This window comes from Bellilinea caldifistulae, from assembly GCF_001306055.1.
Classification (GTDB): domain Bacteria; phylum Chloroflexota; class Anaerolineae; order Anaerolineales; family Anaerolineaceae; genus Bellilinea; species Bellilinea caldifistulae.
In genome coordinates this window covers 109,835-122,333 of record NZ_LGHJ01000012.1, presented here as the reverse complement: position 1 = coordinate 122,333, position 12,499 = coordinate 109,835, and the positions used below count along the sequence as shown (strand labels likewise).

Genomic DNA, 12,499 nt, shown 5'->3' with positions numbered 1-12,499 from the left:
CCATTATAAAGTTATGTATAATGAAAAGGAATTCCTGATCACGGGAGGGGCTGCCAATGGCTAGTGCGCTTTTTGTTGTTTTGTGTGGGGGTGGTCTGTTTTTGCTCTTTGCCGGCATTGGGGTGTGGTTAATTCTGCGCTATCAGAAGAACAAAGAAAAAGCCCGGCAAAGCCTTGACTGGCCAAAAACCACCGGCCGGATAATCGAGTCGCGCATTGCGGAACATGAGAGCGAAGATGAAGACGGTATCTCAACCTATACCTACTCCCCCGTTGTGCGGTTCGAATATCAGGTGGCGGGGATAACTTATACCGGTGATCGAATGGGGATTGGCCCCAGCGTTGCCATCAGTAACCGCAGGAAAGTTGAAGAGCGGATTGCGTATTACCCCGCCGGGAAAAATGTTCCGGTCTTCTACAATCCTCAAAACCCATCCGAGGCGGTTTTGGAAGCCGGTAAGACCGGCAAAGCCGAATTGGTGGCGGGAATTATCCTGGTGGTGATTGCGGTTACAATCTTATGTATCGGTAGTGTGGTGTTGCTGGCTAATTCGCTGGGATAGAGTCCGGCATCGAATCCTGGAGTGAGGGTGGTAGGTCTTATGGAGATGGTATCGTTCAACGGCTGGCAGGAGTGCATCCGCTTTCGAAATGAACTGGTGGATGTGATTGTCTCTACTCAATTCGGGCCACGGATTTTGCGGTACGGTTTCCTCGATGAGGAAAACGAATTTGCCGAAATCGAGGAAGACCAGGGCCAAGCGGGCAGGGATGGATGGCGGATGTACGGCGGTCACCGCCTGTGGCATGCGCCGGAAGCCGACCCGCGTACCTACTACCCCGATAATGAACCTCTCGTCTGGCAGGATTTGGGGGACGGTGTTCGTGTTACTCAACCGGTTGAGCGCACCACCGGCATCCAGAAGGAGATGGATATCCGCCTTTCGCCGGTGGGAACTCATGTACGGGTGATTCATCGGTTGTATAACCGCGGGTTATGGGATGTGCGGCTTGCCCCTTGGGCGCTCTCGGTGATGCTTTCCGGCGGCACGGCCATTTTACCGATGCCGCCGCGCCTGCCGCATACCGATCCGGCTGGTTTACTGCCGGTCAATTCCCTTGCGTTGTGGCCGTATACCGACCTGAGCGATGCGCGCTTGATTTGGGGCCGTCAGTACTTGCTGGTGCGCCAAGACCCCTTGATCAAAATCGCCCAGAAGATTGGCGCCTTCATCCCCAGCGGGTGGTGTGCCTATGCCCGCCGTGGACATTTGTTCATCAAACGCTTTGCGGTGGCAGGCGAGGCGGTCTATCCCGATTTGGGCTGCAATGTCGAGGTTTTTATCAACGAACGCTTTTTGGAACTGGAAACGCTTGGCCCGCTGCAAACCATTCCCCCTCAGGGCTTCATCGAGCATGTCGAGGACTGGTATCTGTTCCGGGATGTGCCGACACCCCACAACGATGCGCAGGTCGAGCGTCATGTGCTGACCCGCATTGTGGAAACGGTGGTATGAGCCTTTCGGATGACTCGTTTTCTGGTTTCGGGCCTGATCAACATCGAAACAACCCTGCGAATTGAACGCTTCCCGCTGGATTACAATCCGGTTAATTTTCCTTTTTACGGCATCCAGTCCAGTGTTTCAGGGGTTGGCTATAACCTTGCCAAAGCACTCATCTGCCTGGGGAACGAAGTGGAATTTCTTTCAATGATTGGCAGGGACGATGCCGGCCGGCGGGTGCAAAATGCCTTACAGAGAGACCGCATCCCATCAACCAGTGTGCTGGAGCGGCTCGAAGAGACGCCCCAGTCAGTGATCCTCTACGATTCACATGGCAGGCGTCAGATTCACACGGATTTGAAGGACATTCAAGAGCAGGTTTACCCGCCCCGGCTCGCCGCACAGGCTCTGGCGGCTTGTGATGCAGCCATCCTCTGCAACATCAATTTTTCCCGCCCGTTGCTAGTGCAGGCGCGCCGTCTGGGCAAACCGATTGCAACCGATGTACACGCCATCGGGGATTTGGAGGATGATTACAACCGGGATTTTATGCAATTTGCGGATATTCTCTTTATGAGCCATGAAAGGCTGCCCTTACCGCCGGAGGAGTGGCTGCGGGCGATTCAGGCCAGATACCCGGCACAAATTGTGGGGATTGGGCTGGGGGAAAAGGGATGTCTGCTGGGTGAGCGCGACGCCGGAGAGGTCTGCCATGTTCCGGCGGTGAATACCCGTCCGGTGCGCAACACGATTGGCGCAGGCGATGCGCTTTTTGCCGCCTTTCTGCATGCTTATTTTGGTGGAGATACAGCCCAAACGGCTCTTCGCAAGGCGGTGGTGTTTGCTTCGTATAAGATTGGGGCGGTTTCGGCGGCGGATGGGTTTCTGGATGCCGCGGGGCTGGAAGAATGGTACCGACGGGTTTACCCCGCTTAACCGAACCTTAACTTGATTTCTGCCTGCTGAACGGCTACAATCGCGGCATTGCTGTGTGTTAAGGAGATGAAAGTGGAGATAGAGGGTAAAACCAGCCGCGAAGCAAGCATGGATCTGGCCAAATTTTTACGCCTGTTTCGGGTACGGTTGGTGACTCAGGGAGTGCGGGCTACCTTTTGGTGGTTGTTCAATGTGTTCAACCGTCTGGTTTTAGACCGCCCCATTCGTGAGCAGTGCGAAATTACCCCCCATCTGTTTGTCGGGGCGCAGTTTCGTCAAGGCGGCTGGCGGATTTTAGAACGGTGGGGCATTCGAGGCGTCATCAATCTGCGGGCTGAGTTCGATGATCGTCAACTGGGCCTGGATTTTCCCGCTTACCTTCATCTCCCCACGGTGGACGATGCCGCGCCTTCGCTGGAGGATTTGCAGGCAGGGGTTGAGTTTTATCGGCAGATCAAGAATGAGGGTGGTAAGGTGTATATCCATTGCGGAGCAGGGGTGGGACGGGCACCCAGCATGGCAGCCGCCTGTTTGATTTCGGAAGGTTTAACGCCCTCTCAGGCGTGGGCGAAAATTCGGCAGGTGCGGATTTTCATTCGTCTGACCCGCGTTCAGCAGGAACAAATTGAGCGTTTTGCGGAGAGGCTGTCTCAGCAGTAGATTCGTAAATCCAGTACCGGCCAGAACTTGCGGGTGGGGTGACTGCCGGGCAGGGCCGGGTTGATGGCTTTCAATGCCGCCGAATAACTGTTCGGATTGGAGCGAATCTGACGCAGTGCCCGGCGGGTGAGGGCATCGGCTTCGCGGTTGTGCTTGCGTGGAATCCAGCGCCAATCTAAATGGGCAAATCCGGCTGCGATGCGCTGAGCCTTTTCGTACAAGGGGCGAATCTGGTCGGAATGAACCGAGGCGACCCCTTCCATTTGCTCAATGACCGATTTGGCATCCCCGATGATGTGGATGGTTTCACCTTCCACGCCCATATCCCGCAGCGCTTCCAGCCCTTCAATCAACGCCAGGTATTCAGCAATGTTACTGCTGGCATCCCGGCCGCGCAGGTAGCCGCCGTGCCCGCGAGCAATAATGCGGCTGCCGCGCCAGGCAATCCAACCGTAACACATGAAGCCGGCGCCGTGGGCGGGGCAATTCTTTTTGGGAATGCCCATAAAGAGACCGTCAAAGTACAGTGTGAGTGTCATGGTTTCCTCGCTGAACGCAAACCGGCGATGGAGATTTCCATCGCCGGTCGGGAAGAAGAGGGCTCATTGTGAGCCAGAGGGAAGGAAGAAGATGAAAGGTTGAATCTTGTTGCGTGTTGGTTGAGTGAAGACCTCATTGGTTTGCCTGTGCAGCCTGCGTGAGTTTTCAGTTGCTTCACTTATCTATGATTATGCAGGATTTATGTAAAAATGCAATCAATAACTGGTAAAAATTGGATTAAGAAAACTGTTAGGTTTATACCCACGGGCTGGTTATAATACACAAGATGAGTAATTTTTCCGTGGATGGTGAGATTTTATTTGAAAGGGTGGAGAAGGCCCTGCAAGAACGTTTGCCGCGAATGGACGATCAGCATCAAACCGCGCTGCGCCTCTTCAGTGGCTTTTATGAGGGTTTTGCGGATGTGCTGATTGACCTGTATGCCACCACACTGGTGATTTTCAACTACCACGAGAATCCGGTGGTTCTGCGTCCGCTGCTGATCGAATTGCAAAAATGGTTCATCCGGCAATTCCCGTGGATTACCGCGGTGGTGCATAAAACCCGCAGCCTGCGCAACATGGCTTCGCGTTTGGGGGTGATTCGGTTTGGGGATGAGCAGGCACTTGCTACCCGGATTGTTGAACACGGTGTGTCGTATGCGATCAACCTGCGCCTGAATCAGGATGCCAGTTTTTATCTGGATACCCGCAATTTGCGCGGATGGCTGAAAGAACACATGGCCGGGAAAAGTGTGTTGAACACTTTTGCCTATACCGGCAGCCTGGGGGCGGCGGCGCTGGCGGGCGGCGCCCGGCGGGTTGTGCAGACCGATCACAACCCGCGTTTTTTGGAAGTGGCGCGGGAAACTTACCGTTTGAACGGCTGGCCGGTTAACGATGAGGACTTCCTGATTGGGGATTTCTTCAAGGTGGTAGATGGCCTGAAGCGCCGCAAACAGTTGTTTGACTGCGTGATTCTCGACCCGCCTTTCTTCTCCACTGGTTTCAACGGTGAGATTTTCCTCAACGAGAAAACCCTGCCGCTGCTCAATAAAGTTCGTCCGCTGGTTGCCCATGACGGCGTTTTGATCGTGGTCAATAATGCCCTTTTTATGAGCGGGACGGGTCTGATCCGCATTTTTGATGAGATTTCCCGGAGCGGCTATCTCTGGCTGGAGGAGATCATCCCCGTACCGGAAGACGTGACCGGTTTTCCAAAAACGCGGGTTTCTCCTCCACCGGTTGATCCATCCCCATTCAACCACCCCACCAAAATCGCTGTTCTGCGGGTGGCGCGCAAAGACCGCGCAGCGGCCAGTTGAGGCGCATCAGCCTTTTTCGTGAAACCGCAAGGCGATTACCCCGCCCAGAATCAACAGGCTGCCCACCACCTGCTCAGCGCTGAAACGCTCACCCAGCAGAAAGTAAGCCTGAACGGTGGTAAAAGTCGGTTCCAAAGTGGCGATGAGGTTGACCACCGAAGCCGGCAGGTAACTCATGCTGAGGGTGTAGAGGCCGTAACCGCCAATGGTCGGGCCAACTGCCAGTAAAATCAATGCTGCCCAACCGGCATTTTCCAGAGAGGGGATGAGAGAATCGCCGGTTGACACACCCCCCAGAAAAGACGGCAAGAGGCGGCTGCCAAAGAAAAGAATGACGGCCGCAGTTCCAAAGGTATAGGCCAGAGCAGTCCATGCACTTATTCCTCGCCGGGCTGATTCTTTGCCGAACAGGCTGTAACCGCTCATCGCCAGCCCGGAGAGCAGTCCGGTCAAAATGCCGAGCGGGTTTAGCCGCCACATTTCCGGCTGTAATGCCCCGGCCACCAGCACGCATCCGCTCAGGCTGGCGGCAATGGCCAGGCCTTTGGCCATGGAAAGGCTTTCACCAAAGAGAAAACGGGCAAGGATGGCCGTGAAAGCAGCCGAGCTATACACCAGTACCACCGAAATGGCTGCTCCGTTGAAAGCAACCGACAGAGTCCAAAGGGCATTGAATAGCGAAAGAACTACCCCGTATCCCAGAATGAACCCCCAAAGAGACCTTGGCAGGTAAAGCAAACGGCGTTTCAAAACCCCCAATACGATCGCCATTGTCAGGCTGGCGAGCAAATCCCGCCAGGCCGCCAGAAGGATGGGGGGAATGAGCTGATAAGCGGTCAGGTAACGGATGAAAATGGCAGTGGTTGACCAGATCAGCACTCCGACCAGGGCAATTGCATAACCTTTGCTGGCCGTGCGGGTATCAACTGCGCTTGCGGTGATGGTCATCGAATTAAGTCCTGAGAAGCGAATTTAAACAACAAGGCGGATTTTACCTGAATTTTACGCGCCCAACAGACGGATTTTATTGGATTTTTACGGGTCAAACCGCTATAACCTAAATGGCGTTAACCCCTTCTTTTTCAATGGATGGAAAGGAGTCGCAAAGGTGGATTTGAGTCGCTTCAATACTCGTACGAAACTGGTTGGATCGGCAATCATGGGGGTTGTGTTTGTTCTGCTGGTTGCAGCCGTGGGTTTTTTCCATTTGCAACAAATTCAACGCAGCGTGGAGGTGATTTACCTTGACCAGACGCTCCCTATAAAAACGCTGGGAACCGCCCATAAAACGCTGTATGAATTGCACGGCAACCTGCTGACTTATGTGATGCTGCCGGAAAACCGTCCTGAAATCCGTGAAACCCTGAAGCGCAACATGGATGCCATCAACGCCTTTTTGGGTGAATACGAGAGGGGAAAAGTCCCGCCGGATGCCGTGCAGGCGTTGACCAATTTCAAGATTTACTGGTCATCGTATCAGCGTGCGGTATTGGAGGCGATGAGCCTGACCGATAGCGGCAACCGCTCGGTGGTGTATGACTCGCTCAATAGCGGCAGCCTGGCTCAGAATAAGAAACTGGTCAGTCAATCCTTCGATGAACTGGTGAAGGCCAGTGAAACCGTTGCTGAAAATGTCTATCAGTCCAGCGAACGCACCTACCGCTCCGCCGCTGCGGTATTGATGATAGCCAGTCTGTTGGCTGCCGGTCTTTCGCTGGTTGCCAGCCTGTCGCTCAGCCTGCACATCACCCGACCCCTGGAGCAAGTAACTGCCCATTTGCATGAAATTGCGCGGGGAGCCTTGCAGATGGACTTCGATCAGATGGAGAAAATTGCCCGGCTGACGCGCCGGCAAGATGAAGCCGGAAAACTGGCTGCGGGTTTGTTGGAAACTCAGACCTACCTGGAGGATGTGGCTGCGGTGGCTCAGGCATTGGGGGAGGGCAACCTTGCCGTTCAATTGGAGCCGAAAGGCGAAGATGACTTGCTGGGAAACACCCTCAAACAGATGGTGGAAAGACTGCGAACGCTGATCGGTCAGTTTGCCAACAGCGCCTTGACGGTCAGCAAAGCCTCGGATGAGTTATCCGGTGCGGCCGATCAAAGCGGACAGGCCAGTTCTCAAATTGCGATGACCATTCAACAGGTTGCCCAGGGAATTTCCCAGCAGGCGACAGCGGTCAGTCAGACCAGTTCGTCTATTCATCAAATGACACGGGCAATTGACGGTGTGGCGCGAGGGGCGCAGGAACAGGCGGCAGCCGTGGGCAAAGCGGCTGAAGTGGCCAATCAAATCACCCAGGCAGTCCGTGAGATTCGGGTTTCCGCCGAGCAGCAGGTTTTGACTTCCGGCCGTGCAGTTGAAACCAGCCAGCATACGGCACGGGTGGTGGAAGATACCGCACGCGGGATGGAGCGCATTCGAAACGTTGTGGATCTATCTACCCAAAAAGTGCAGGAAATGGGCAACCGTTCCCGGCAAATTGGCATGATTCTGGAAACGATTGATGACATTGCCGCCAAGACCAACATCCTTGCGATTAACGCCGCCATTGAAGCCGCCCATGCCGAGGTGCAAAGCAAGAAAATGACCGAAGTGATGCTCGACCGCATGATGACCGCCCAATGTCGGATCATCAACCACTTGCTGCTTTCAGGGTGGGATAAGCGGCCGCTCAGTGACTGGCAAAGACTGGGAGAGGCTGCCCAACTGGATATGATTCTGGCAACCGATGAGGACGGCGTGGTGGTGCTGTCGAACGATTCCAAGTTGATTGGTTGGAAATTCCCCACCGACCCCAAAGAACAGGCTTATCCCTTCCGGCAGTTGATTCACCAAAAAGACGGTGTTTTATGTCAGGAGTCGCAAAAACGATCTTTTGATGATGAGGTGTACAAGTTCGTCGGCGTTTCCCGCGCCGATCGGCCCGGCATTGTGCAGATTGGCTTCAATGTGTCCAGTTTGAAGAAGTTTGAATTACGAATCAACGGTTTCGCCGTGGTAGCGCAGGAGGTATACCAGCTGGCCGAACAAGCCCGCCAGGCAACCCGTGAAATTGCGGCTTTGATTCGCGAAATTCAAAAAGCGGTGGAAGAGGCCGTCCGTTCCATGGCTGAAAGCGGCCGGGAAGTCCAGCAAGGGGTGGGGTTGGCGGATCAGTCGCGCCGGGCGTTGGATGAGCTGCTGCGTGCCTCGCAACAAGGACTGCAATCGGGTGAGGAAATTGCCCGGGCAACTTTGAGAATTGATCAACTGGCGGAGGAACTCGCCAGCGCCATGGACAGCGTTTCGGCGATTGTAGAGGAGAACACGGCGGCCACCGAAGAAATGGCGGCCGGATCCGGCGAAGTGGGCGAGGCCATCGAAAATATCGCCAGCATCAGTGAGCAGAACAGCGCTGCGGTGGAAGAGGTTTCGGCTTCGACCGAGGAGATGAGCGCACAGGTTGAGGAGGTCTCCCGTTCGGCGAATTTACTGGCGGAACTGGCACAAACGCTGATTCAAATGGTGGCTAACTTTCAGACCGACAACGGCAGAGATACCTCACTGCGTTTTCAACTGGTGCGGCAGGCACACAGCGCCTGGCTGCGCCGCTTGCGGATTGCCCGCCTGGAAAATCGCTTGAACAACTACGGCGTGGTGACTCACGAGCAGTGTTCACTGGGGCGCTGGTACTATGGGGCAGGGAAGCAGCATTATGGAAATCTGCCCCAGTTTGAAGCGCTGGAAGAGGTTCATATTCGTTTCCATCAACTGACACGGCAGGCCGTTGAGACTTTCCACAACGGCAATCTTCAGGAATTTGAACACACAGCCCGCGAGGTGGAGGCGGTCACGGCCGAGTTTCTCGGTGCGCTCGATCGGCTGGAAGCAGCGGTACAGGCAGCCGGTAAGTCCCTCAATTAGAAAGGTATATTAACAGACGCGATGACCGGCTAAGCGCAGGGCTGAAACCGCTTTTTCTAAATCGGCTGCCCGCACCAAAATGTAATCCGTATCAAAGGTGGAAATGGCGAAGATGCTGATGCGCGCCTCAGCAAGCGCATCCAACATGGACTTCAAGATGCCAATCTGGTCAAAATCAAATGGGCCTTCCAGCATCAGCGCCCGCCAGCTGCTTTCGCAAAGGATGCCGGGCGGGTTCAGTCCCTCTTCACAGACGATGGAAAGTTCTTCTGCGGTGCGGGTGATGGAGAAGAAGGAGCCGTTTTGTGCCCAGTCGGGGATGGGCTCACCTGCCTCCAACCGGCAGACGACCAGCCGTTGGGGCAGGATGTTCAGCACTTGGGATGGGTTCACAGAAGGTTTCCTCTCTGGCTAAAGCCGGTATTGATATTGGGAAGGGATTTCTGCACGTACTTTTTCTCCCAGCGTAATCACGCCGGGGTGTTCAACCACGGCGACTAACCCGCGCAGACCGCGGGCTGCTTTGACAAATTGCGGGGCAAGGCCCTCTCGTTCGGGGTAGTTCTGCTGAATCACGCGGCCGGGGCCGGTGCAGGGCAGGTTTTCGGCGCTGACGGCCAGTACCACCCCCTGCTCAAAGAACAGACGCGCCGGCGGAGGCAGGCGGGTCAGGTTTGGAATGCCGCTGAGAAGAAGGTTGGCTCCCAGCCATTCCGGCTGTACGGTCAAAATGCTCAGCCTTTGGGCAATTTCCGACAGTTCTTCGCTGGAAACCAGAGAAACCTGGCGGTCATTGCGAATTAGCGTGCCACGCTCGTAATGCGGGGTGCGACTGTCGGAAAGACGCGTCCAGCCGGCGTGTTTATCCCCCACAAATCCCTCAAAGGTGACCTGAACTTCACTGACCGGTGTGGTCACCAGCGAGTCAGCATGCAGGCCGAGAAACAACCCCTCAACGACTCCGGATAGTGAGTTTTTCATCTCCGTTTTCCTTTTGTGAACGACTCAAACGGCTGTTGACCCATCCCGCCAGCAGAGCAAAGCCCGGTAGCAGGGCGGCAGAGGGACAGATGCGGTCAAAACCACGGCGGATCTGACTTTCAATCCAGTTCAAGATCATTTCTTCGATATTTTCCAATTTCTGGCGTGCCCATTCCTGAATTTGAGCTTCCAATTCCTGCTTACGGGCGGCCAGCTCCTGCGGTAGAACGACGGCATTGACCAAAATTGGCCGGGCGCTGATGTTTTGCCCCCCACGTTGAATTGCCCACTGGGAGGTGTACACACCCGGCCGCTTGAAGGGCTGGCTGGTGAAGGAGAACGTGGCCGTTTGACCGGGGGCGACCGGTGTACCGATTTCAAGGCGATTGCCGATGCCCCAATCGTTGCGCAGGTTGGCAAGGTACACTTCTCCCGGCTGCCAGACCTGGCTGCCGTTATTGCGTACCACAATTTCCACCTGTACCGATTCGCCTTGGGTGGCAATCGGCCATTCGGTGTGCCGGACGAGAACCGATTCGTAATCGGCGATGAATCCGGCTGAAATCCCTAATCCGACCGGCAACTGGCGCTCGGCAAAGACAAAGGGAACACCCTGACAATTGATTTGAGCCGCCTCCCCATCCGCCAGCAGGAAAATTTCCTGGGCGCCAAAAGATCGCAAAACCTCGACGGCATCCGACTGACGGGTGGTTTTGGACGCAAAGAACAACACCGTTTCAAAGGCTCCATCCCCGTCCCGGTCTTGTACACCTGCCAGACTGCGGCTGAGGAAGGCCTGGGGCTGTCGTTCGGCTTGCGGGCTAAGGCCGACGATGACCAGCGGGGCAGGTGACTGCTGAAAGGCGGTGTCGGTGTAGGGACTGAGACGGGCAGAATCATCCCACACTTCCAGCATGACCAGCGGTGGAAGCGACTCGCCGGCGGAATTGTCGGCACGGCGCACGACGCTGTTGGCTTTCAGGCCCAAACGGTCGTTGAATGGAGCATCAGGGAAGAAAGGCCCGCCAATTACACAAAAGGCGTCCTTGTTGTTGTTGGCAAATTGTTCCCAAAAGGTATCCATGGGTTGCGGGACGAAAGAAGCGCCAGCGTTGGGATCGTTGGCGGCGGAAGTCTCGCCGGTCAATACCTGCAGGGCGGCGTGGTGAGCGAGATTTACGACCAGTACATAATCCGGTGTGCCGCCGGGATATTCTTTGCGAAAGAGGGTTACGGCAGGCGCTTCGGCAACCGGGTAAAAACCGGGTGGAGCATCTTGGGCAACATGGCTTGCCGCGGCGGGGGCAGCGTTCAGCAGGATGACTGGAAGAACAAGTAGCAGGTTCAGGATGCGCTTGAGAATTATTGGCATTGTCCCTTTAATTATACCGATTTGTGACGGGCTGATGGGTAATTGAAAGGATGGCGTGAAGGGCGGGAATATGACCAAAAATATGACCCATTACACCCTATTTATCTATTTTATCGTTGATTACGGCGGGTTAGAATGAACGCACGGAGAAAACTTCATCACCAGGAGAATCAAAAAATGGCAAAAGCAACAGCCCCATTGGTTATTAATGGAAAACCCTTGCCGAGCATGAGTGAAATCAACCGCGAAATTGCCCCCTACCAGAAAGCGGACACCCGCCGCAGTATCTGGCAGCTGGTGAATACGCTGGTGCCGTATGTGGGTTTGTGGGTTTTGATGGTCTACTCGCTGCAAATTTCTTACCTGCTGACCCTGGCGCTGGCGTTCATTGCGGCTTTGTTTCTGGTGCGGGTGTTTATTTTCTTTCATGATTGTGGACACAATTCCTTTTTCCCGTCCACCCGACTGAACCGATTGGTAGGATTCTGGCTGGGGGTGCTGGTGTTTACCCCCGGTGAACAATGGTGGCATTCCCATTCGATCCATCATGCTACCAGCGGCAATCTCGATAAACGCGGGGTGGGGGATGTAACCACGCTCACGTTAGAAGAATTTTACGACCGGCACTGGTTGCAGCGATTGGGTTACCGCTTCTTTCGCAATCCACTGGTGATGTTCATCCTAGGCCCGATTTTCATGTTTGTGATCATGCACCGCCTGCCTTTGCCCAATTACGGCAAGCGCCAGACCCGCAGCGTATGGTTGACCAATCTCGCTATGCTGGGGATTGCGGTCGGCATCAGCCTGATCATCGGCTGGCAGGCTTATTTGATGATTCAACTGCCGTTGATCTTCTTTGCCGGTTCGATGGGAATTTTCCTGTTCTACGTCCAGCACCAGTTTGAGGATACTTACTGGGAGCGTCAGGAAAACTGGAATTATGTGGCAGCCGGTCTGCTGGGGGCTTCGTATTTCAAACTGCCAAAAATTTTGGAATGGTTCACCGGCAGCATCGGTTATCACCACATCCATCACTTAAGCCCGCGCATCCCCAATTACTATCTGGCAGAATGTCAGCGCAATTCACCGATCATGCAGCAGTGGGCGAGGGTCATTACCATTCCGGATAGTATCAAAACCGTAAGATTGAAGGTGTGGGATGAGCCGCGCAAGAAACTGGTTGGCTTTCCGCGCGTGAAAGTTGAACGCAACCTGACCGAAGGGTTAATCGAAAAGCCGTTGGAGAAAGCCGAACTGGAAAGTCAGTAGATTTCTCC

General features: G+C 54.8%; 12 protein-coding genes. 7 read left to right on the top strand and 5 right to left on the bottom strand.

Going from position 1 to position 12,499, the window contains the following annotated elements; all coding sequences use genetic code 11:
- The first annotated feature begins 56 nt into the window (after positions 1–56).
- The 4 genes from AC812_RS06595 to AC812_RS06580 all read left to right on the top strand — a co-directional run bounded on the left by AC812_RS06595 (position 57) and on the right by AC812_RS06580 (position 3,098).
- Positions 57–563: a DUF3592 domain-containing protein gene (locus AC812_RS06595; protein ID WP_061919325.1), complete on the top strand. Its 507-nt coding sequence runs from the start codon at positions 57–59 to the stop codon at positions 561–563.
- 39 nt (positions 564–602) lie between these two features.
- The gene (locus AC812_RS06590) at positions 603–1,517 is read left to right on the top strand and encodes a hypothetical protein (RefSeq protein WP_061919323.1); all 915 of its coding nucleotides are present in this window, start codon (positions 603–605) and stop codon (positions 1,515–1,517) included.
- Positions 1,518–1,526: 9 nt separating this feature from the next.
- The gene (locus AC812_RS06585; protein WP_061919321.1) at positions 1,527–2,438 is read left to right on the top strand and encodes a carbohydrate kinase family protein; all 912 of its coding nucleotides are present in this window, start codon (positions 1,527–1,529) and stop codon (positions 2,436–2,438) included.
- A 72-nt stretch (positions 2,439–2,510) separates the two neighbouring features.
- A complete protein-coding gene (locus AC812_RS06580; RefSeq protein ID WP_169787265.1) occupies positions 2,511–3,098 on the top strand; it encodes a protein-tyrosine phosphatase family protein in 588 nt (195 codons plus the stop codon).
- On the opposite strand, the gene AC812_RS06575 is transcribed toward AC812_RS06580, so the two are convergent.
- Positions 3,089–3,637, bottom strand: a complete 549-nt coding sequence (locus tag AC812_RS06575) for a ribonuclease HI family protein (protein ID WP_061919319.1) — start codon at positions 3,635–3,637, stop codon at positions 3,089–3,091. The genes AC812_RS06580 and AC812_RS06575 overlap by 10 nt on opposite strands.
- A 287-nt stretch (positions 3,638–3,924) precedes the next feature.
- On the opposite strand from AC812_RS06575, the gene AC812_RS06570 reads away from it, so the two are divergent.
- Entirely contained in the window at positions 3,925–4,962 is a 1,038-nt protein-coding gene (locus AC812_RS06570; protein ID WP_061919317.1) for a class I SAM-dependent methyltransferase, read from the top strand.
- A gap of 6 nt (positions 4,963–4,968) precedes the next feature.
- Here the strand turns inward: AC812_RS06570 and AC812_RS06565 are convergent, their stop codons facing one another.
- Positions 4,969–5,910, bottom strand: a complete 942-nt coding sequence (locus tag AC812_RS06565; RefSeq protein ID WP_061919315.1) for a DMT family transporter — start codon at positions 5,908–5,910, stop codon at positions 4,969–4,971.
- A gap of 160 nt (positions 5,911–6,070) precedes the next feature.
- Between AC812_RS06565 and AC812_RS18260 the strand changes: the two genes are divergently transcribed.
- Complete coding sequence (locus tag AC812_RS18260; RefSeq protein ID WP_061919313.1) at positions 6,071–8,869, top strand: methyl-accepting chemotaxis protein; 2,799 nt, start codon at positions 6,071–6,073, stop codon at positions 8,867–8,869.
- A gap of 9 nt (positions 8,870–8,878) precedes the next feature.
- On the opposite strand, the gene AC812_RS06555 is transcribed toward AC812_RS18260, so the two are convergent.
- The 3 genes from AC812_RS06555 to AC812_RS06545 are packed head-to-tail and all read right to left on the bottom strand — an operon-like array spanning position 8,879 to position 11,222.
- Positions 8,879–9,262 (bottom strand): ACT domain-containing protein, encoded by a 384-nt coding sequence (locus tag AC812_RS06555; RefSeq protein WP_061919312.1) that lies wholly within the window; start codon positions 9,260–9,262, stop codon positions 8,879–8,881.
- Between the two features lie 18 nt (positions 9,263–9,280).
- Positions 9,281–9,850: an MOSC domain-containing protein gene (locus AC812_RS06550; protein WP_061919310.1), complete on the bottom strand. Its 570-nt coding sequence runs from the start codon at positions 9,848–9,850 to the stop codon at positions 9,281–9,283.
- Complete coding sequence (locus AC812_RS06545; RefSeq protein WP_061919308.1) at positions 9,822–11,222, bottom strand: hypothetical protein; 1,401 nt, start codon at positions 11,220–11,222, stop codon at positions 9,822–9,824. Before AC812_RS06545 ends, AC812_RS06550 begins: the two co-directional genes overlap by 29 nt.
- A gap of 177 nt (positions 11,223–11,399) precedes the next feature.
- On the opposite strand from AC812_RS06545, the gene AC812_RS06540 reads away from it, so the two are divergent.
- On the top strand, positions 11,400–12,491 hold the full coding sequence (locus tag AC812_RS06540) for a fatty acid desaturase (protein WP_201797736.1): 1,092 nt from the start codon (positions 11,400–11,402) through the stop codon (positions 12,489–12,491).
- The last annotated feature ends 8 nt before the right edge of the window (positions 12,492–12,499 follow it).